The organism is Novosphingobium gossypii, from assembly GCF_050433305.1.
Lineage (GTDB): Bacteria > Pseudomonadota > Alphaproteobacteria > Sphingomonadales > Sphingomonadaceae > Novosphingobium > Novosphingobium gossypii.
Window position 1 is genome coordinate 938,479 of the sequence record NZ_JBNPXM010000001.1, and the last position, 20,303, is coordinate 958,781.

Here is a 20,303-nt window from a genome sequence, read left to right on the forward strand (position 1 = left end):
AGCAGTTTCTCTGCAGAGAAATGACCGAATCCGATATTCCTGTTTGTCGGACCGTTTTTCGGCGCGGAAGCGAAAACGCCGCCGGAATGACCGACAGCGCTCTTTCGCGTTTCGCTTATGCCAGCGTGCCGTGGCAGTGCTTGTACTTGTTGCCCGACCCGCAGGGGCACGGGGCGTTGCGGCTGATCGGCAGGTCGGCCCAGGGATTGCCCTCTGCCGCGCCTTGCCCAACGCCTTCCGGGCTGCCGGCAAGGTTGCCGAACAGCTGCGCCATCTGCGCCGAACCGTCCCCGTCGGCGGAATTGTCCAGCCCGGTGAGCGGGTCGATGTGACCGGTCAGGAAGTCCGGCAGTTCGGGCAGCTGAGTCGCTTCGGGCATGCGCAGTTCGCTGACGGAGATGATCCGCGTCACGTCCTCGCGAATGCCGTCGAGCATGCGCTCGAACAGGCTGAAGGCTTCCTGCTTGTATTCGTTGATCGGCTGCTTCTGGGCGTACGCGCGCAGGAACACCACCTGGCGCAACGCGTCGAGCGTGGCGAGGTGCTCCTTCCAGTAGTGGTCGAGGCGGTCGAGCAGGATCGACTTTTCCACCTGGCGCCAGATCGACGGATCGTCCTGCGCCATCTTGGCCGCCATATGCGCGTCGGCCAGCTGCGTGATGCGCTGCTCGATGTCTTCCGGATCGAGGCCGTCCTCTTCGATCCACGCCTCGATCGGAACGTCGATGGCGAGGATGTCCTTCACCTTTTCCTTCAGGCTGTCGACCTGCCAGTGCTCGGGGTAGGAACCGGCCGGGCAGGCGTCGGCCACCAGCGCGTTGATGGTGTCGTGGCGCATGTCGACGACCACGTCGTCCACCGCCTCGGCGTCCATGATGTCGGCGCGCTGTTCGTAGATGACCTTGCGCTGGTCGTTCATCACGTCGTCGTATTCGACGACCTGCTTGCGCACTTCGTAGTTGCGCGCCTCGACCTTCTTCTGCGCCGTCTCGATGGCCTTGGACAGCCACTTGGACCCGATCGCCTCGCCATCGGCCAGGTTGTTGTTCATCATCTTGGAGAACAGCGTGTCGGGGCCGAAGATACGCAGCAGGTCATCCTCCAGGCAGAGGTAGAACTTCGACAGGCCCGGATCGCCCTGACGGCCCGAACGACCTCGCAGCTGGTTGTCGATGCGACGGCTTTCGTGGCGTTCGGTGCCGATGACACACAGGCCGCCGGCTTCGAGGACGAGGCGCTTCTGTTCGCCCACTTCGGCCTTGATCTTCGCGATCGCGGCGTCGCGCTCGGGCCCTTCGGGCATGTCGCGCAGTTCGTCCTCGACGCGGAATTCCACGTTGCCGCCAAGCTGGATGTCGGTGCCGCGGCCGGCCATGTTGGTGGCGATCGTCACCGCGCCCAGCGAGCCGGCCTGCGCCACGATGTGTGCTTCCATCTCGTGGAAGCGGGCATTCAGGACCGAGTGCTTGACGCCTTCCTTGTTGAGGAAGTCCGACAGAAGCTCCGACTTCTCGATCGAAACGGTGCCGACCAGCACCGGCTGGCCGATCTCGTTCTTCTCGCGGATCAGCTTGGCGATGGCGGCGAATTTATCGAGCGTGTTCTTGTAGAACTCGTCCTCCTCATCGACGCGCTGCACCGGCACGTTGGTGGGGATGGTGACGACGTTCATCTTGTAGATGTCGTAGAATTCGGGCGCTTCGGTGGCCGCCGTACCGGTCATGCCCGAAAGCTTTGGGTACATGCGGAAATAGTTCTGGAAGGTGATCGAGGCGAGCGTCTGGTTTTCCGGCTCGATGCGGACGCCTTCCTTGGCCTCCACTGCCTGATGCAGGCCGTTCGACCAGCGCCTGCCGTCCATCATGCGGCCGGTGAATTCGTCGATGATGACGACCTTGTCGTCCTTCACGATGTAATCGGTGTCGCGCTTGAACATCATCACGGCCTTGAGGGCCTGATCGAGGTGATGGACGACCTGCGTGTTCTCGACGTCGTAGAGGTTCGAGCCTTCCAGAAGGCCGGCGGCCTCCAGCATGCGCTCGGCCTTTTCAACGCCGTCTTCGGTCAGGCTGATGTTCTTGGTCTTCTCGTCAGCCTCGTAATCCTCGGGCTGAAGCTGCTTCACGATGGCGTCTACCTGAACGTAAAGCTCGCTCTTGTCGTCGGTCGGGCCGGAAATGATCAGCGGGGTGCGCGCTTCGTCGATCAGGATCGAATCGACCTCGTCGACGATCGCGAAGTTGAAGGGGCGCTGCACCATCTGGCTGCGCTCGTGCTTCATGTTGTCGCGCAGGTAGTCGAAGCCGAATTCGTTGTTGGTGCCATACGTGATGTCGGCGGCGTAGGCCTCGCGGCGCTCCCACTCGTTGAGGTTCGGGACGATCACGCCCACCGTCAGCCCCAGGAACCCGTGCAGCTTCTCCATCTGCTCGGCGTCGCGGCGGGCGAGATAGTCGTTGACGGTGACGACGTGGACGCCCTTGCCTTCGAGCGCGTTGAGGTACGTCGGCGCGGTGGCCACCAGCGTCTTGCCTTCACCGGTCCGCATTTCCGCGATTTCGCCGCGGTGGAGCACCATGCCGCCGATCAGCTGGACGTCGAAATGGCGCATCCCGAACACGCGCTTCGATGCTTCGCGCACGGTGGCGAAAGCCTCAGGCATGATCTGATCGAGGGTGGAGCCGTTCGCGAGCATTTCGCGGAACTTGGGTGTCTGCGCGGCGAGTTCCTCGTCGCTCAGGGCTTCGAGGGTCGGTTCGAACGCGGCGATCTGGGCCACGACCTTGTCGAGCGACTTGACGTAACGCTCGTTGGACGAGCCGAAGATGGACTTGACGAGTGCGCCGAGCATGGCGGTGAACCCCTGTTTTTCGTGAATGCGTATGATCGATGTGCGCGCCACCACGGCTCATGCCGGGCGCGTCGGAAAGCTCGCGAAGGTGCGAAAAGTTGCCTGCGATCCGCTTATTCGCGGGCGCGGTCTATTCCGGTCAGCACCGTTGCGACAGCAACTGGCGCAAAAGCCGCAACCTGCTGCGGCGCATGGCGGCGCGTGTTGCGCAGGCCCGGTTCGGGCAACTGCGCCAGGGCCACCGGAGCACGGGGCGCCTTTGCGGCGACTTCGCGCGAAGCGAGCACCTGCACCGCAGACACCTGCGACGCGCACGCCTCTGCCGGGCCGACTTGTGCGGCGAACCCGGTCAACAGGGCAAGCAGGGTCAGGATCAGGCGATGGGCCATCGGCAACGCAGATAGGGTCGATGGCGGGATGTGTCCACATGCGTTTGCGATGAAGCGCAAAGCGCCACTGCCACCGCCTGTTAACCCTTTCATGCGATCAGGCGCGGGAAAGTGCGGAAACCATCATGACGCCAGAATTCCACAGCCGCCTGCGAAACCTGCTGACCGACGACCTTGCTCCGTTCGCGGCGGGGCTGTTGCTGGCTAGCTTCGCACTGCTGGCTACGCTGGTGACCCTCACCGGCATGACGCTCGACTGGACGGGCCTTGGCGCCTGCATCGGGTTCAGCGCCGGGTTCCTCGTAATCGGGCTGGGCATCAGGGTGGCAGGCAATAATGCGCGGATGGGCAATGTGGCACTGGCGCTGGCAGTGCTGTCGGGCACGACCGTTTGCAACGTCTTCTCGATGAACATAGCCCTCCGGCTGCGCATGCCGCTGGTGGATGCCAAACTCGTGGCGCTGGATCACCTGATCGGGTTCGATTCCGCCCGGCTGGTGCTGAATTTCGCGAGCCATCCCGTGCTGACGCAGGCGCTGGGATGGGTTTATGTCCAGGCGAACTGGCTGACGGTGGTGATCGTTCTGTGCCAGTGCCTGCGCCCCAGGCCGGACTGGCGCCCGCTGATCGTTTATTCCTTTTGTCTCAGCGTGTCCGTCATCGCCACCGCGTTCCTGCCTGCAATCGGAAACATCCCCTATTCGCACCTCGCATTCCTTGAAAACCACGGGTTGCCCTGGGGAGCCGGAACGTACCATCTCGATGCATTCCGATACTTCCATGAAGGAAGCGGCCAGATCGCAGGGAACGCCAATCTTTCGGGCGTCGGCGTGTTCCCGTCGTTCCATACGGTCATGGGGCTCATCATCGCCACTGCGCTGCGGGGCACGCGGCTCCACCTTGCAGGCGCAGCCTTTGGCGCTGCCACGATCGTCTCGACGGTTCCTATGGGCGGCCATTACGTCAGCGATGTAGTAGGCGGCATTCTGGTCTGGGCCGCAGCGATGGCGTTCGCGGGTATGCCCGCACGCGCCGCGAAACGCCACGATGCGGGCGCGCAGACCAGACCCGCGCCCTGCGAACCCGGACTGAGGCCGCTGGCAGCTTGAATTTGCCGGCCATGGCGCTAGTCAACCCGCCATGGCATATCCCGTCTCCCCGCTCGCCTCGCCCTTCCCTGCCCTGCCCGAAATCGCAGGCGTGACGCCGCATGTCGTGCGGGCGGGCTACAAGGACTGGGGCCGCTGCGACCTGACATACGTAACGCTGGACGAAGGCACGGCCGTCGCGGGCGTGTTCACCCGCAACGTCTGCTGCTCCTCCGAAGTCGAACTGGGGCGCGACAACGCAAAACAGGGTCGCGCGCGGGCGCTGGTGGTGAATGCGGGCAATTCCAACGCCTTCACCGGCTATCGCGGGCGCGAGGCGGTGGAGCAGATCATGGATCAGGTCGCCGCGCATCTGGACTGCCCGCGCGAACAGGTCTTCGTCTCCTCCACCGGCGTGATTGGCGTACCGCTCCCCAAGGACACCGCGCGCGAAGGCGTGGCCAAGGCGCTGGTCGCCGAGCCGTGCAGCTGGGAAGATGCCGCCAACACTATCGCCACCACCGACACCTTCGCAAAGGGCGCCACCGCCACCGCGAAAATCGGCGACACCACGGTGATCATCAGCGCCATCATCAAGGGATCGGGCATGATCGCGCCCGACATGGCGACGATGCTGGGCTACATCTTCACCGACGCCGCCGTGGAACCGGGGTTCCTGCAGGAGTGTCTCTCCGCAGCGAACATCCGCACGTTCTCCTGCATCACGGTCGATTCGGACACGTCGACCAGCGACACCGTGCTGGCCTTTGCCTCCGGCAAGGCCGGCAACGCGCCGCTGACTTCGTTCGCCAGCCCCGGCGCCCATGCCTTTGCCGCTGCCATCCACGACGTCTGCCGCCAGCTGGCGCATCTCGTCGTGCGCGACGGCGAAGGTGCGCAGAAGTTCATCGCGGTGTCCGTCAGCGGCGCGGTTTCGGACGAGAGCGCGCGCAAGGTCGGCATGGCCATCGCCAACTCGCCGCTGGTCAAGACCGCCATCGCCGGCGAAGACGCCAACTGGGGCCGCGTGGTCATGGCCGTGGGCAAGGCGGGCGAACCCGCCGACCGCGACCGGCTGTCAATCGGCTTCGGCGGCGTCTGGGCGGCACGCGAAGGCCTGCCGCTGGCCGACTATGACGAAGCGCCGGTGGCCGCGCACCTCAAGGGGCAGGACATTTCGATCGAGGTGGACTTGGGCCTGGGCGAAGGCACGGCGACGGTGTGGACCTGCGACCTGACGCACGGCTACATCGCCATCAACGCCGATTACCGGAGCTGACCCCTTGAGCACTGCAACCAGCGCGCCGTTCTTCACCATCTGGGGCCGCCTGAACTCGCACAACGTCAAGAAGGTGGCGTGGTTCGCCGAGGAGCTGGGGCTGAAGTACCAGCGCCACGACATCGGCGGCAAGTTCGGCTACACCGACGACTATCTGGCGAAGAACCCCAACCGCCTCGTGCCCATGATAGAGGACGGCAAGGTGGCGCTGTGGGAATCGAACGCGATCCTGCGCTACATGGCGGCGGAATATGGCGGCGCTGCGTGGTTTCCCGCAGACCCGATCGACCGCGCGCTGGCCGACCGCTGGATGGACTGGCAGATCACGTATGCCGATGCGCAGCGCGCGCCGTTCCTCGCCTTCGCCCGCACGCCGCGCGATGAATGGGACCGTGATGCCATCGCCCGCGGCATCGACGCCTGCGCAGAGCATCTGGCCGTGCTGGAACGATACCTTGGCGAAAAGCCGTGGCTGTCCGGCAGCCAGTTCGGCATTGGTGACATCCCCATGGGGGTCTACGCCTATACCTGGTTCAGCCTGCCGTTCGACAAACCGGAATTTCCGGCAGTGGCGGAATGGTACGCACGCATCGTCAAGCGCCCCGGCTTCGCGCAGCAGGTGATGATCCCCCTCACATGACCATGATGACACCTGCTCTTCACGCCGCCGTCGAAGCGATCATGCGCGAGGCGAGCGAACGCGCGATCCTGCCGCACTACCAGAAGCTGGCGGCCAGCCAGATCGACGCCAAGGCACCGGACGACGTCGTCACCGTGGCCGACAAGGAGGCCGAAGCCCTGCTGACGGAGCGTCTTTCCGCCCTCCTCCCCGAAGCGGCGGTGGTGGGCGAGGAAGCCGTCTTTGCAGATGCATCGGTGATGGAGCGGCTGAAGGACCGGTTGTGCTGGATCGTCGATCCGCTGGACGGCACCAACAACTTCGCCGCCGGAAAGCCGCCCTTCGGCGTACTCGTTGCTCTGGCGGACGGGGGCGAGGCGATCGGCGGCTGGATTCTGGACTGCCTGACGGGCCGCTTCTGCCATACTCATGTGGGCGGCGGCGCATGGATCGACGGGCAACGCATCGCCGCCCGGCCCACCGGCGCAGACCGACCCGTGGCGGCCATTTCCACCGTCTTCCTGGAAGACGGCGCCCGTGAAAAGGTGCTGACGCACATTGCGCCGCACTACAGCCTGGTCGACATTCCGCGCTGTGCGGCGGAACAGTACCCCCGGCTGGTGAACGGCACCAACGACATATCGGTGTTCAACCGCACCCTGCCGTGGGACCACGCCGCTGGTGTGCTGTTCCTCAACGAAGCCGGCGGCAAGGCAGCCCGCCCTGACGGCAGCCCCTACCGCGTGGACGAATACGAACGCCGCGACCTCATCGGAGCTTCCAGTCCGGCGCTGTGGGATGCCTTCGCCGGGCTGGCTGCAAAGCTGGGATGACCACCTCGTGCCGGACCTGATCCGGCACGACCTCGGTACACTCGCTTCACCTTCGAAGCGGCCCATCCAAACAAAAACCCCCGCCACTCACGTGGCGGGGGTCTTCGCTCAACCAATAGTCGAAGCGATCAGAGTTCGGCTTCGATCCAGCCCTTCAGCGCGCTCTTGGGCGCGGCGCCGAGCTTTTCGGCGACCTTTTCGCCGTTCTTGAACAGCACCAGGAACGGGATCGAGCGGACGCCGAAGTTGGCGGGCGTTTCGGTGTTGGCCATGATGTCCATCTTGGCGATGGTCACCTGCTCGCCCAGTTCTTCCGAGATTTCCTCAAGCGCGGGGGCGATCATCTTGCAGGGGCCGCACCAGTCCGCCCAGAAATCGACGAGGACGGGCTTGTCGGACTTGAGGACGTCGGCCTCGAAGCTGGCATCGGTGACGGCAATGGTGGACATTGAAAAACTCCTGATAGGTGTTGGGCTGCAATCTAGGGACGAAAGTGGCCAGCGCAACGGCCAAGCAACGCCCGACGGGCATAGCTTTACTCGCGCGCGGGCAAGTCCGGCTTGTGTGCGGCGAGGATCTCGGCGGGCACCTCGACCAGACGCGGCACGGCGGTGTAGAGCAACGCCACTTCCACCCGACGGCCGGGGAAAGTCGCCTCCAGCGCGGCGGCATAGGCGCCCATCTGGCGCAGCACGCCGCGCGGCACGTCCTCTATCCGCGTCGGCGGTCGCCGCGCGCTCTTGTAATCGACCAGACGAACACGATCGGACGAGACGACCAGCCGGTCGATCGTGCCTGCCACCACCTGACCGCCGACGACGGCGGCCACGGGAACTTCGGCCAGGCTGTCCGGCGTGAACAGGTCCGCCCAGTCTGGATTGCCCAGCACTGCCAGTGCGCTCGACAGGAGCGCAGCGCGATCCTCGGCAGGCAGATCGGCGGCATGGCGGGAAAGCCACGCGCGCCCCGCATCCTCGCGTCCGGGCGGCGCAACATCGGGCAGCCGTTCCAGCAGCTTGTGGACCAAAGTGCCGCGCCGCGCCGCATCGCGCCCCGCACCCGGCGGAAACGGCGGATCGGGCGCGTCGTCCTCGCCCAGCGACGATGGCGCCAGCGGGCGCGGCGGGCGCGGCTCGGCAGGTGGCGCCCTTTCCAGCCAGCGCGGCAGCGGTTCGCGCAAGGGCAGTTGCGGCGATGCTGCACGCACCGGCACCGGATCGCCGGGCTGCCCGTCCTCGCAACGCGCACCCCAGATCGGGTCGGCCAGTTCCGCCTCCGCAGGGAACAGCGCACGCAGGGCAGCGTACCAGCTTTTCGGGCTGGGCACGCCCTTGTCCCGGCTGCCCAGCGCGCCGCCCACGAACAGCGCCTCTTCCGCGCGGGTCATCGCCACGTAGAGAAGCCGCCAGTGCTCCTGCTCGTCGGCAGCCCGACCTTCGTCGATATGCGCAGCAATCCGGCCCTGCTTCTCGTCCTTCGACAGCGGTGGCAGCGGAATCTCACGCACAGGATTGGCGGGATCGGGCAGATCCAGCCCTCGCTCCCGCGCATTGTCGGGGTTGCTGGTGGCGTCGGCCAGAATGACGATCGGCGCCTGCAGCCCCTTGGACCCGTGGACGGTCATAACCCGCACAAGGCCCGCGGCATTATCCGCCTCGCGCTTCAGTTCGCCGTCGCCAGCATCGAACCATGCCAGAAAGCCCGCAAGGCTGGGCGTATCGGTGACGGCATAGGCCTTGGTCGCGTTGACCAGTTCGTCGATCGGATCATTGGCCTCGCTGCCCAGCCTCGCGACCAGCCGCCGCCGCCCCTGCCACGACCCGACCAGCAGCCACTGCAGCAGATCCTGCGGCGGCGCATAGTCGGCGCGTTTCAGCAGCTCGCCCAACTGTTCCATCGCCGCCGCGACGTCCGGTTCGCGCGACTGACGCAGGTGATCCCACAGGCGAGTATGCTTTTCACGCCAGCCGTGGGCCAGCAGTTGCTCCTGGCTCCACCCCACCAGTGGCGAGACCAGCAGTGCCGCAAGGTTGAGGTCGTCGAGCGGCTGCACCGCAAAGCGCAACGCCGCCACCAGATCCTTCACCGCCAGCGGCGCGCCAAGGCGCAAGCGATCGACGCCCGCCACCGGGACGCCCGCCGCATGAAGCCGAGCCACGATCAGCCCCGCCAGTTCCTTGCGCTGGCGCACCAGCACCATGATGTCGCCCGCCCCGGCACGACGCCTGCCGCCCTTGACCAGCGTGAAACCCGGCCCCTGCGGGTCCAACCATTCGCGCACCTGCAGCGCGATGCGCTCTGCCATCTGCCGGTCCGGGCGCGACAGCCAGTTGGGCGCAGTGCCTTCGCCGTCATCCTCGGGCACCTCGTCGTCCTCGACGTCCACCCCCTCGCCCACGGGCCGCCATAGCGCGACGTAGCCGGGGCGATCCTCGCCCTCATGCCGCTCTGCCGGACGGTCGAGGCCGAAGTTGGCGTGGCCGATCCCGGCGATGGCGCGGTCGACGAAATCGAGCACTGTCTGGGCCGTGCGGAAACTGCGGTCCAGCCCGTACTCGCGGAAGGTGCGGACCGGGTCGTTGCTGCGCAGCGTGAGCGCATTGTCGGCAGCGCGGTCCATCTCGCGCCGCACGCGGTCGGCAGCGCGGCGAAAGTTTTCGGGGCTGGTGCCCTGAAAGCGGAAGATCGCCTGCTTGTAGTCGCCCACCACGAACAGCGTGCGCATCACTTCAGGCACGCGCCCTTCGTGCTGGCCCAGCCCGGCCCAGAACTCCCCGGCCATCGCCAGGATGATGTCCCACTGCGCGGCGTTGGTGTCTTGCGCCTCGTCCACCAGGATGTGATCGAAACGGCGGTCCAGCTTATAACGGATCCAGTCCGCCTGCGCCTGATTGGCCAGCAGGTCGGCGGCGCGGCGGATCTGATCGTCGAAGTCGATCAGCCCTTCGCGCTGCTTGGCCGCGTCCCAGGCCAGCGCGAAAGCCCGCCCGAGCCGCAACGCCGGCACCAGCCGTTCGGCTAGTTCCAGCAGCGCCCGGGTTGCCCGCACCGCAAGGATGCCATCAATGACACGCGCGCACGAATCCGCATAGCCGGGGTCGATCTTGTCCTGCGATGTGGTGGACTTCGGCTCACCCTTCTGTGTGACGAACACCTTCGCCAGCGCTTCGAGCCCGTCCAGTCGCTGCGGCCCGGTTCCCAGCAGCCACTCGCTGATCGCATCGACGGCGCCCAGCCCGGTCTTTGTCCCCCATTCGGCATTGACGGCCATGCAGTGCCGCAGCGATCGCACGTCGAACGTATCGTCCGTGCACTGCGCCGCCAGCCACTGCGCGTCGGCATCGGACGGCAGGCCCAGCAGCCGCAACACGTTGGCGCGCATGTCGCCCGCCTGCCATGCGCCCGGTCCGAACCATGCCGCCCGCGCGGACGCGCAGCGCAGCAGGAAGCCGGTCACCGCATCGGGCCCGTGGCGCAGCGACAGTGCCTCCACCGCGCGCAGCAACGATGGGTCGCCCAGCGGATCGCTTTCCGCGCCGACCAGCAGATCGGCCAGAACCTGCCGCGCCAGCAGATCACGCTCGCGATCCTCCATCGGGCGGCTGCCGGGGATGAGGTCCGCTTCCTGCGGGAAGGTCGCCAGCAACCACTGCGAGAATGCGTGGATTGTGTCGATCCGCAAGCCGCCGCCGGGCGAATCGAGCACCGATGCGAACAGCGTGCGCGCCCGAGCTTTGGCATCGTCGGTCGCCACCGCGCCGATGGCGGCAAGGCGCACGCCAAGGTTGAAGTCGTCCAGGCGCACCCATTCGGCTAGCGTGCCATTGATGCGCGCGGCCATCTCCGTCGCACCCGCCTTGGTGAAGGTGAGGCACAGCACTTGCGAAGGTTCGACTTCGGGCTGCAGCAAAAGCCGCAGCACGCGCGACGACAAAACCTGCGTCTTGCCGGTGCCCGCCGAGGCGGAAAGCCACACCGTCTCACGCGGGTCCACCGCGTGCATCTGGTTGCCGTGCAGGGGGTGGACCTTGGGCGGGCCGTTCATGCTGCGTCGTCCTTGCTGGAACCGCCCAGCGAGGTGATCCATTCGTCCAGTCGCATCAGCTGGTCGTAATCGGCATAGCTGCCCAGTTCGGGGTTGAGCCTTGCGGTGAACGGCTCCTCGCCCAGGATCCAGCGATTCAGCGCCTCGTCCAGATAGCGTCTGGTCTCGGGCAAGAAATCCTCACGCGGGATCCCGCTTTTCTTGCGGCCTTCCAGCACCGGTTCAAAGACATAGCCCATCGCGCCGTCCTTGCCCTTGGCCATCGACCAGTATTCGAATGCATCCGCCGTACCCTCGGCGCCGGGAAAGCCGCCGTCCTGCGCGATCAGACCGATCAGTCCCAACTGCAGCGCGAAACCCTCCTGCACGCGGCGGCCCGTCGGCGGCTGCCCGGTCTTGTAATCGACCACGGCAAGCGCGCCGTCGGGTTTGCGGTCGATTCGGTCGGCCCGGCCCAGAATGCGGACATCGCGATAGGTCATGCTGCCCCACTGCTCGACCGAGACGACCGTTCGCCCCTCGGCCTTCGCTGCAAGAATGCTGCGCTCGAACGTCTCCAGCGCTGCGGACAGGCGGGGCCACCACAGTACGCGCATCAGCGGGTGGGCGTTCTGTTCGCCCAGCACGCCCTGCGCGATGGCGTGAAGGCCACCGTCCGGCTCACCCGCTTCGTGCCAGCGCTGCATGATGAGGTGCGCCACTTCGCCTTTCCACGCAGCACTGGGTTCGGCATCGAGCGCATCGATGCTGCGCAGGCGCAGGATGGCATTTGCATAGAACTGGTACGGATCGCCGCGCAGCCGGTCCAGTCCGGTGACGGCCAGCTCCACTCGCCGCTGCTCAGGCGACGGCATTGGCTGCGGCCGCGGATGCGGCGGCACAGGGGGCGCATCGTCCAGCATCCGGGCAAGGCGCAGCGCGTCGGTTTCTACGTGGCGGCCCAGCTGATCGCCCAGCATCGCGCGCACCCGCAGCACGAAGCGCGAGGCGATGACCGGCCCGCCTTCATCACGCTGCGCCCAGCTAAGCACCACTTCGGACGCGCCCAGCGCAGCGGCAAGATCGTGCGCGGCAAGGCCGATGCGAAAGTCAGCGCCCGGCACGCCCAATGCGCGCAGCACCGCGGGGGGCAGCAGCGAATCCTGCGCCGGACTGGCCGGCCACACCCCTTCGACAAGGCCGCCGCAGATGACCAGATCGGCGCGGCCCATGCGCGCTTCCAGCAGGCCGTAGATCGACACGCGCGGATGGCCGCCCCACGGTGGACGCACCGACACACGGTCCATCGCATCGCGCAGCACGGCATGCAGTTCACGCGGGTCGATCACAGTGCCCGCCGATCCCGCCGCGCCGCGCAGATCCTCAAGGAAGGCGCTCAGGCCCCGGCCATCGGCGCCGCTCCAGATCGTATCGCCGCAAAACGCCTCCGCCGCGTCTGCCAGCAGGCCCAGCAGCCGTTCGAGCGGCTCGGCGTCCGCCAGCGCGAACAGCGGGGCCAGCATGGGTTCGACTTCGGCCCACCAGCGATCCGCTTTCGCACCCTCGGCGCGGGCGCGGAGGGCCTCCAGCCCGGCCTGCGGACGCGGCCCCCGCAAGGCTAGATCCAGACGACGCGCATTCTCCAGCCAGCGCGCGCGGCGCTCTCCGCCCCCCGACAGCGGGTGGACCAGCAGCGCGATCAGCGGCACCGGCGCGGCCTGCTCGGCCAGCACTTCGGCCAGCAGCAGGAACAACCGCCCTGCGGCGGTCTGCGGCAACGGGCGGCCGGCGGTGTCGTCCGCCTCGATCCCCCAGCGGCCCAGATGCGCGACAACGCGCGCCGCAAGGCCCCTGTCCGGCGTGACCAGCGCAACGCGGCGTTCGGGCACTTCCAGAGCCTCGCGCATCATCACGGCAATTGCCTGCGCCTCTTCGCCGGGATGCGTCGATTCCATCAGGCGCACCCCGGTCAGCCGACGGCGTTCGGCGGGCAGGTCTACCCACGCCGCAGAGGCGCTGGGCGGCAGGAACAGGCTGGAGATCGCCCGGCTGCGCTCCGGCGGCGCGGCGGACAGGCCAGATCGGCGCCACGGCTGCACTTCCTCGCGCGCGATGCCCATGCGGTTGAGCAGCAGCTTCAGGTGATACTGCGGATGCGTGACCGCGTCGGCACCGCCGAACGGCGGGTCGTCATGCTGCGCAGGATTCCCGGCGGTGCCGAGTTCGTCCCACACCGCCTGCTCCAGCGACAGGTCGAGGTCGGGAAGGACGACGCTGCCCTGCTCCATCTCGCTGACGACGCGCAGCAATCGGGCCAGCGCAGGCGATGCCCCGGTGACGCCTGCGGCCACCACTGGATATGCCGGCGGGGCTTCGCGCCAGGCCGTGGCGGCGTGGTCGAACAGCCGGTTACGCCGTTCCGGAGCGTCGATCTCGCCGCGTTCGGCCAGTTCGGCAATCCAGTATTGCTGCACCATCAGAAAGGTGCGTGTATTGTCAGTCCAGTGCCCGGCCAGATCACCGACGATGCCGATCACCCGCTCCGACATCAGGTCGATCGGGGCGATCCCTTCGGCGATCAGGCGATCCATGGTGCGGCCGATTTCGAACGCGCGGCGCAGCAAGGCCGCGCTCCCCATCGCCGGAGCGCCTGCAGCACCGCCTTCCACTTCGCGCAGGTAATGGGCCAGCCGCAACCAGCGGCGCGTGGGATCGGCGGCAGGAGGAATGTCCGCCGCGCCCAGCGGATCGAGCAGCGGCCCCAGCGTCTCGTCCAGATCGAGGTCGCCCACCACCACCATGCGCGGCAGCAGCAATCCGGCCCCGGAGTGGCGCACGAACGCCTCCGTAACCGTGCGCACCGTGCGACGGCTGGGCAGCAGCAATGTCAGCCGGGCAAGGCCCAACTCGCCTTTGGAATAACGCGGAATCAGGCCTGCAACGAGGGCATCGGCAAACCCGCGGTGCGCAGCGATCGAGTAGACCTTGGGCCCCGGCCTTCCCGACGCCGGCCTATCAGGCACGGGTCAGCCATTCCTCGGTAGGCCGGATCGCGGAAGGTTCACCCACCTCGAACCACAGCCCCTGATGCGAGATACCGTAGAGGCGGCCTTCCTCGATCGCGCGGCTCCACAGCAGGTTGGTGGAAAACGGCCCTTCCGGCGCATCGCGCAGCAGCCGCTGCGACACCAGTTGAATGCCGGTATAGATGAACGGCGCCACCCGGCCCTGACGGCGGCGCGACACGCGGCCTTCGGGATCCAGGTGAAAGTCCCCCTCGCCCCGGTAATTGACCGCGCGCGTGTGCGGCACCATCAGCAGCAGCGCATCCATCCGCTCCGCATCCCAGGCCTGCGACAATTCGGCGAAGACGTCCTGCGGGCCGTCGAGCCAGATGTTGTCACTGTTGAGGCAGAAGAACGGATCGGGCAGCAGCCCCGCCGCATGTACCATGCCGCCGCCGGTTTCCAGCAGCTGCTCCCGCTCGTCGGAAAGGACTACGGTGGGGGCGATCTTGCGCAGCTTCAGGTGCCCTTCCAGCGCATCGGCCATGTAATGCGCGTTGACCACCGCGCGGGTCACGCCGGCGTTGCCCAGCTTGTCGAGCGCATGGTCGATCAGCGACTTGCCCGCAACGCGCACCAGCGGCTTGGGCTGAGTCGCCGTCAGCGGGCGCATGCGCTTGCCCAGCCCGGCGGCAAGGACCATCGCGGTATCGCTGGCCAGAGAAGGTCGGTTCGCGGGCTTTGTCGGGGGCGTTGTCGGGGGCTGGGGCGCGGGGTTCATCGGGCGTACTCCCCACCGTTCGCTTCGCGCAGGTGCGCGGGAATGTTGGCGGCGAACCATGCCGCCACGGGCGCCAGCGCGGGGTGGGCCAGATCGCGCTCCATCGCCGCCCATACGCGCGGGATCAGGTCAAGGTAGCGCGGCTTGCCATCGCGCCGCCACAGCCGAACGAAGATTCCCACGATCTTGGCGTTGCGCTGCGCGCCAAGGCGCGCGTAATCGGCGAGGAACGGCTCCACCGCGACGCCCGTTTTCTGGACGTAGCGGTCGAACATCTGCGCCTCCAGCTCTGCCGAAACGTCCCGCCGGGCGTCCTGCAGCAGGGAGACGAGGTCGTAAGCCGGATGGCCGACCAGCGCATCTTGGAAATCCAGCAGGCCCTGCCGTTCCAGACTGCCCAGCAGCATGATGTTCTCGGCGTGGTAGTCGCGCAGTACCGTCACGCCGGGCCGTTGGCGCGGCAGCATCGGCGACAGCGCCTGCTCCCACGCCGAAGTCCAGCCCGCCGCATCGACGTAGAGGTTCTGCGCGGTGCAGTACCAGTCGATGAACAGCCGCGTTTCGCGCAGGTATTCGGCCAGCGAGTAATTGAGGAAAGGCCCCGCCGGCAGCTGGTGCAGCTTCACCAGCGTGTCGATCGCGGAGGAATAGACGGCGGCTTCGTCCGTGGGCCATTCGTCGAGGTAGTCGCGCATGCGCGCCTCTCCGAAATCCTCCATCAGGATCAGGCCGCGGTCCGGCTTTTCGGCCAGAATGCGCGGGGCGCGCATGCCGTTGTCGTCCAGCCAGTGGGCAGCGCGCAGGAACGGCGCAGTGTCTTCCTGCGGTGGCGGCGCGTCCATCAGCATCGCGCAGGCGCCATCCACGCTGCGCACGCGGAAATAGCGCCGGAACGATGCATCGCCCGGCAACGGCTCCACCACGGCGCCTCCCCAACCGGCGGCGGCAAGAAAGGCGTCGAGGCCCTCGGGCAGATCAACAGAGCTGAGCGTCATACAGGTATACGCCCTAGCCAATCCGCCCCACCCTCGACAATGGCGATCCGTCCCTCTTCACCAACTTCCAGCGCGATCGAGAGGCAGCCCGGCTCATGCGCGAACCCGCCTGCATGATCGGGCCATTCCGCGATCAGGACGGCACCGTCGCGATAATCGTCAAGGCCGATCTCCTGCGCCTCCTCCGGGTGGTTCAGGCGGTAGAAGTCGGCATGGACCAGCGGCAGGCGAACGGCAGGGGGATCGTAGGGCTCGATGATCGCGAAGCTGGGCGACGGCACTTCGCCGTCATGCCCCAGCCCCGCGATGATCGCGCGCGCCAGCGTCGTCTTGCCCGCTCCCAATCCGCCGCTCAGCGCGACGACATCGCCGGGCCGCAGCGCATCGGCGATCCGGCGACCCCAAGCCTCCATCGCGGCAAGATCGGGAAGCGCCATCGTCATGGCAGTTCGATCACGGCGCTGGTACCCTGCCCCGGTTCTGAATCGAGCCGCAGCGTGCCGCCGTGGGCCTCCACCAGCTGGCGGGCGAGCGGTAGCCCGAGCCCGTCGCGGCTCTCCACCTTGCCGTCCGCGCTAACCTTCATCCCGTCCAGCGCACGGGCCAGGGTGCGGCTGTCCATCCCCGCGCCCTTGTCCTGTACCAGCAGTTGCAGCGTGTCGGCATCACCCTGACGGCGGCGCGACAACTGCACAAGAATGCGCCCCCCGCGCGGCGATGCAGCAATCGCATTGTCGACGATGTGGCCGATCGCGCGCGCCAGCCGCCGCCGGTCCGCGACTAGCGGACGCAGCAGCCCCTTGGCCTGAAGGTCCAGCGTCAGCCCGGCCTTCTGCAGTCGGGAAGCGCGCTCTTCCACCACGCCGCGCACGAAGGGCATGGGGTCGATCTCCTCGAACTTGAGCGGCAGCAGCCCCGCCTCGCTCTGCGAAAGGTCCAGCAGGCTGTCGATGTGATCGCCCAGTTGCTGCGATGCGGAGATGATCGAGCCGACGTAATCCTTGCCCGAAGTGCTCAGATCGCCGCCAAGGCCCAGTTCCAGCATCTCGGCAAAACCGCCGATGGACGTCAGCGGGGTGCGCAGTTCCTTGCTCATGTTGGCAAGAAAGCGGGTCTTTATTGCATCCGCCTCTATCAACGCGGCGTTGCTTTCGCGCAGCGCCTGCTCAGCCTTCATCGAATCGGTGATGTCGAGCACCGCCAGCAGCCCATTGCCGTCCGGCAGCGGGACACCCGCGTATTCCAGCACACGCCCGTCGGCCAAGCCAATGCGCCCGCCGGTCTGGGCACGGTCCAGCGTGGCGGCACGCACCACGTTGCCGACCGTCTCCGCCTCTGCCGGGCGTTGCAGGCGCGGCGCGATCTTCTTGAGCAGCGCCTCCACATGCGGGTGCGTATCCAGGAATTCGCTTTCCAACCCCCAGTCGGCGGCGAAGCGGCGGTTCCATATCTGCATCCGGCCATCGGGCGCAAAGGCGGCGACCGATTCGAACAGACTGTCGAACGTCGCCGTGCGGGTGCGCAGCAGCGTGTCGCGCATGGCCGAAAGGCGCAGTTGTTCGGTGCGGTCCTCCACGATCAGCAGCAGACCACCGTCGGGCACCGGCTGCGCGACGATGCGCAAGTGCGTGCCGTCTGCCAGCGACCACGATTCCTCCTGCGTCGATCCGGCAGCGAACCACGCCGCCTTTTCACGCCGCCATGCCGGAAAGTCGCGCGCTTCCGGTACGCGTCCGGCATCGCGGGCGGTGTCCAGCAGGCGCTCGAAAGCCGGGGGGTCGACCAGCACGCGCCCGTCCAGCTTGAACAGGCGCTGGAACGGCTGGTTGGCGAAGGACAGGCGGCGACGGGCGTCGAACTGCGCCACCCCTGCCGAAAGCTGGTCGAGCAGCGCGCGCTGCGCTTCGCGAAAGGCGCGGAACGAGCGCGACATCTCCTCAAGATCCTCGATGTCGACGGCGTATCCGGCCACCCCGTCCTCCCCCAGCGGCAGGTCGCTGACGCGCAGGGCGCGGCGCTGGCCGTCGATCGTGGTGGAGACGATACGTTCGATCGGGGTACCCTTGTCCGCCGCCTGCCGCGCAACCTGTGCGGGCGAGAGGCCGTCGACCGATTCGATCAGTTCGGTGCCCTTTGCGACCACATCGTCCGCGCTTTTGGCTCCGACAGCCGCAACATAGGCATGGTTGACCAGTTGCAGTTCGCCGTCGGGGCGGCGGAACCACATCGGCATCGGCGCGGCTTCGATCAGGGAGACGAGCGCGTGGAAATCTCCCCGCGCGCGGGCAGCTTCATCGCGCAGGCGGACCAGCTCGGTCTCGCTGTCGGAAAAGTCGAACACCCATACCAGCGCCGCACCGCCGGGGCTGACCTGCGGGTCTGCCAGATGGCCGCGCAGCGCCAGACTGCGACTGGACCCGTGCGGCGTCACCGCCATGCGGAATGGCGCGGCGGTCTTCTGGCAGCGACGCACCGCCTCTGTCAGTTCGGCCAGCTTTTCTGCCGGCAGGCCGCGATCGTTGCCATCCAGTTCGGAGAGGAATTGCGGCACCTCGTCCAGCCCCAGCCATTGGGCAAGGCGCGGGCTAGCCTCTATCCGGCCATCGGTGCGGACCAGCAGCGGCAGCGCGGGCGATTCCTCCACCATGCGGCCAAGACGGCGGGCAGAGCGCAGCTGCGCCTCCGCCCGGCCCTGACGCGCACGGGCAGCCAGCACGGCCCAGGCGGCGGCAATCGTCCAGGCGCCCAGCAGGAGGCCGATCAGCAGAGGCAGAAAACGCGAAAATTCCATCGCGCACGGCTATGCTGCGCAAGGTTCGGCCTGACAATGGGGGATGGCGCGAAACTGGTAGATACGCGCGACAGGTGCCGGACCAACTGGTCCGTTCCGGATATTGATGCTGTGAGAAAATCCGATCATCGCGCGCTATGGCCACTTCCGTGCGGGAAGTGGCGCGAGTGACGGGGCTCGAACCCGCGACCTCCGGCGTGACAGGCCGGCACTCTAACCAACTGAGCTACACCCGCGCAGCGATGATATGTTGTTCCGGTTGCCCGGAAGGCCAACTGCCTGAACAGCAAGCCTTTTCCCAAGTGGCGCGAGTGACGGGGCTCGAACCCGCGACCTCCGGCGTGACAGGCCGGCACTCTAACCAACTGAGCTACACCCGCGTTCTAAACGGTTGCGTCCGCTTGGGAGCGCCGCCACTAGGCCAGCCTCGCAGGGCTGTCAACGGCTTTGCAGACGGCTTTTTCATTTTTTCCGGGCGCCTCGAAATTAACCCTATTTTTGCGAGTGGAGGACAGTCTGCAGCGGTGCCGCGATCGGCGGCCGGGGGAGAATAATCGTGGACACAACCAAGCGAATCCTCTGCACGATCACCGCCGTGGCCGCCTGCTGCGGCACCGCGCTTCCCGTGCAGGCGCAAAGCCGGTCGAGCGTGCAGACAGACAGCACCGTCTTCGTTGAACGGATCGACGCCCGCAACGGTCGTCGCCTGGAACCGGCCAGCCTGCTGGTGCGCGGCGACCGGGTGGTGACCGTGGTCACATGGACGCGCATGCATGGCACCGGCGGCTTCATGCTCACTAACCCCCTGCCCGCGCGGCTCGCCTACCAGCGCAGCGCCAGCGAGATGCAGGAGGTGTCGGTGGACGGCGGACGGAGTTGGGGCCAACTGGAGGCCATGCGGGTGGACGGACGACAGGCGATGCCGCAAGACGTCACCCATGTACGCTGGCGCATTCCCGCCAGCTACGCCGCGCTGGGACAGGGGCGGATCGCCTACTCGGGCGTGGTGAGGTAAGAGGCTTCGTCGTCCCCGATCAAGGGCGGGTCGACGTCAGCACTTCTCGTATTTCCAGTTGCGCTTCTTGCCCTCGGCCAGCCATTCGACTGCCTGCGTCATGCGTTTTTGGCGAGTGGCAGCGGCCTTCGCCTCGGTGATCCATTCCAGGTAATCGCGGCGCTGCGCAGCGGTAAATCTCTCGTAGGTGGCGCGCGAAGCGGGAGCGGCGTCGAGGGCAGCGGCAAAATCGTCCGGCATGGGGATTTCGGCCTTCACCTTGCGCAGCCTGTCGGTCCTTTGCGCGGTACCTCTCGTCTCGATGCGCGCCTGCGCGGCGTGCAGCTTCTCCGCAAGTTCACGTTCAGGAGGCAGGTCGGCGATGCCGCCGATGCGCCCGAACTGGCCCATCGCATCACCCTGCCTGCCATCTCCGTGGATCACGAATGTGCAGTGAGCCTTGAACGCAGCCATTCCGGCCACGTTCTTTCCGTCAATCAGGAAGTGCGGCATGCCCCACTTGATCGCCTCGTCTGCGCCGGGCAGCGCGCGGTGCGCCACTTCGCGCAGATGTTCAAGGATCGGACGGGCAAGGTCCGCGGCGCCGGCGATGTATTCGTCCACCCGCGGATCCCTGCCCATCTCGTGCCCTTT

Annotated in this window: 15 protein-coding genes and 2 tRNA genes; 5 read left to right on the forward strand and 12 right to left on the reverse strand. The window is 66.8% G+C overall.

Translation table 11 applies throughout. The features are described 5' to 3' along the window. Nucleotides 1-115: 115 nt before the first annotated feature. Both secA and GGR40_RS04810 read right to left on the reverse strand, forming a co-directional pair. Nucleotides 116-2,851 (reverse strand): preprotein translocase subunit SecA, encoded by a 2,736-nt coding sequence (gene secA, locus GGR40_RS04805; RefSeq protein WP_429275029.1) that lies wholly within the window; start codon nt 2,849-2,851, stop codon nt 116-118. A 113-nt stretch (nt 2,852-2,964) separates the two neighbouring features. Next, nucleotides 2,965-3,240, reverse strand: coding sequence for a hypothetical protein (locus GGR40_RS04810; protein ID WP_429275030.1), 276 nt, complete (start codon nt 3,238-3,240; stop codon nt 2,965-2,967). A gap of 125 nt (nt 3,241-3,365) precedes the next feature. Here GGR40_RS04810 and GGR40_RS04815 point away from each other — a divergent pair, with 125 nt between their 5' ends. Genes GGR40_RS04815 through GGR40_RS04830 form a run of 4 tightly spaced genes read left to right on the forward strand, consistent with a single transcriptional unit; the run spans nt 3,366 to nt 7,059 of the window. After that, entirely contained in the window at nt 3,366-4,349 is a 984-nt protein-coding gene (locus GGR40_RS04815; protein ID WP_429275031.1) for a phosphatase PAP2 family protein, read from the forward strand. Between the two features lie 31 nt (nt 4,350-4,380). Then, nucleotides 4,381-5,607: a bifunctional glutamate N-acetyltransferase/amino-acid acetyltransferase ArgJ gene (gene argJ / locus GGR40_RS04820; protein ID WP_429275032.1), complete on the forward strand. Its 1,227-nt coding sequence runs from the start codon at nt 4,381-4,383 to the stop codon at nt 5,605-5,607. 4 nt (nt 5,608-5,611) lie between these two features. Then, on the forward strand, nt 5,612-6,247 hold the full coding sequence (locus GGR40_RS04825) for a glutathione S-transferase family protein (RefSeq protein WP_429275033.1): 636 nt from the start codon (nt 5,612-5,614) through the stop codon (nt 6,245-6,247). 2 nt (nt 6,248-6,249) lie between these two features. Then, complete coding sequence (locus GGR40_RS04830) at nt 6,250-7,059, forward strand: inositol monophosphatase family protein (protein WP_429275034.1); 810 nt, start codon at nt 6,250-6,252, stop codon at nt 7,057-7,059. Nucleotides 7,060-7,187: 128 nt separating this feature from the next. On the opposite strand, the gene trxA is transcribed toward GGR40_RS04830, so the two are convergent. The 9 genes from trxA to GGR40_RS04875 all read right to left on the reverse strand — a co-directional run bounded on the left by trxA (nt 7,188) and on the right by GGR40_RS04875 (nt 19,035). Further along, nucleotides 7,188-7,508 (reverse strand): thioredoxin, encoded by a 321-nt coding sequence (gene trxA / locus GGR40_RS04835; protein ID WP_429275035.1) that lies wholly within the window; start codon nt 7,506-7,508, stop codon nt 7,188-7,190. A gap of 86 nt (nt 7,509-7,594) precedes the next feature. Next, nucleotides 7,595-11,104, reverse strand: coding sequence for a double-strand break repair helicase AddA (gene addA, locus GGR40_RS04840; protein ID WP_429275036.1), 3,510 nt, complete (start codon nt 11,102-11,104; stop codon nt 7,595-7,597). After that, nucleotides 11,101-14,106 (reverse strand): PD-(D/E)XK nuclease family protein, encoded by a 3,006-nt coding sequence (locus GGR40_RS04845; RefSeq protein ID WP_429275037.1) that lies wholly within the window; start codon nt 14,104-14,106, stop codon nt 11,101-11,103. The genes addA and GGR40_RS04845 overlap by 4 nt, the downstream gene beginning before the upstream one ends. Beyond that, a complete protein-coding gene (locus tag GGR40_RS04850) occupies nt 14,099-14,869 on the reverse strand; it encodes a nucleotidyltransferase family protein (protein WP_429275038.1) in 771 nt (256 codons plus the stop codon). Before GGR40_RS04850 ends, GGR40_RS04845 begins: the two co-directional genes overlap by 8 nt. Further along, entirely contained in the window at nt 14,866-15,864 is a 999-nt protein-coding gene (locus GGR40_RS04855) for an aminoglycoside phosphotransferase family protein (RefSeq protein WP_429275039.1), read from the reverse strand. The genes GGR40_RS04850 and GGR40_RS04855 overlap by 4 nt, the downstream gene beginning before the upstream one ends. After that, nucleotides 15,861-16,307, reverse strand: coding sequence for a tRNA (adenosine(37)-N6)-threonylcarbamoyltransferase complex ATPase subunit type 1 TsaE (tsaE, locus tag GGR40_RS04860; protein ID WP_429275040.1), 447 nt, complete (start codon nt 16,305-16,307; stop codon nt 15,861-15,863). The genes GGR40_RS04855 and tsaE overlap by 4 nt, the downstream gene beginning before the upstream one ends. Continuing rightward, entirely contained in the window at nt 16,304-18,655 is a 2,352-nt protein-coding gene (locus GGR40_RS04865; RefSeq protein ID WP_429275041.1) for a PAS domain-containing sensor histidine kinase, read from the reverse strand. Before GGR40_RS04865 ends, tsaE begins: the two co-directional genes overlap by 4 nt. A 159-nt stretch (nt 18,656-18,814) precedes the next feature. Next, nucleotides 18,815-18,891 (reverse strand) — tRNA-Asp (locus GGR40_RS04870). A gap of 67 nt (nt 18,892-18,958) precedes the next feature. Further along, nucleotides 18,959-19,035, reverse strand: a tRNA-Asp gene (locus GGR40_RS04875). 176 nt (nt 19,036-19,211) lie between these two features. Here GGR40_RS04875 and GGR40_RS04880 point away from each other — a divergent pair. Continuing rightward, the gene (locus GGR40_RS04880; protein WP_429275042.1) at nt 19,212-19,670 is read left to right on the forward strand and encodes a hypothetical protein; all 459 of its coding nucleotides are present in this window, start codon (nt 19,212-19,214) and stop codon (nt 19,668-19,670) included. A 36-nt stretch (nt 19,671-19,706) separates the two neighbouring features. Here the strand turns inward: GGR40_RS04880 and GGR40_RS04885 are convergent, their stop codons facing one another. Beyond that, nucleotides 19,707-20,291 carry an iron chaperone gene (locus GGR40_RS04885; protein WP_429275043.1) on the reverse strand — a complete coding sequence of 195 codons (585 nt, stop codon included), beginning with the start codon at nt 20,289-20,291 and terminating at the stop codon, nt 19,707-19,709. Nucleotides 20,292-20,303: the final 12 nt, after the last annotated feature.

Coding starts and splice junctions, on each gene's coding strand:
- secA (WP_429275029.1), bottom strand. CDS start 2,851: ATGCTCGGCGCACTCGTCAAGTCCATCTTCGGCTCGTCCAACGAGCGT.
- GGR40_RS04810 (WP_429275030.1), bottom strand. CDS start 3,240: ATGGCCCATCGCCTGATCCTGACCCTGCTTGCCCTGTTGACCGGGTTC.
- GGR40_RS04815 (WP_429275031.1), top strand. CDS start 3,366: ATGACGCCAGAATTCCACAGCCGCCTGCGAAACCTGCTGACCGACGAC.
- argJ (WP_429275032.1), top strand. CDS start 4,381: ATGGCATATCCCGTCTCCCCGCTCGCCTCGCCCTTCCCTGCCCTGCCC.
- GGR40_RS04830 (WP_429275034.1), top strand. CDS start 6,250: ATGATGACACCTGCTCTTCACGCCGCCGTCGAAGCGATCATGCGCGAG.
- trxA (WP_429275035.1), bottom strand. CDS start 7,508: ATGTCCACCATTGCCGTCACCGATGCCAGCTTCGAGGCCGACGTCCTC.
- addA (WP_429275036.1), bottom strand. CDS start 11,104: ATGAACGGCCCGCCCAAGGTCCACCCCCTGCACGGCAACCAGATGCAC.
- GGR40_RS04850 (WP_429275038.1), bottom strand. CDS start 14,869: ATGAACCCCGCGCCCCAGCCCCCGACAACGCCCCCGACAAAGCCCGCG.
- GGR40_RS04855 (WP_429275039.1), bottom strand. CDS start 15,864: ATGACGCTCAGCTCTGTTGATCTGCCCGAGGGCCTCGACGCCTTTCTT.
- tsaE (WP_429275040.1), bottom strand. CDS start 16,307: ATGACGATGGCGCTTCCCGATCTTGCCGCGATGGAGGCTTGGGGTCGC.
- GGR40_RS04865 (WP_429275041.1), bottom strand. CDS start 18,655: ATGGAATTTTCGCGTTTTCTGCCTCTGCTGATCGGCCTCCTGCTGGGC.
- GGR40_RS04885 (WP_429275043.1), bottom strand. CDS start 20,291: ATGGGCAGGGATCCGCGGGTGGACGAATACATCGCCGGCGCCGCGGAC.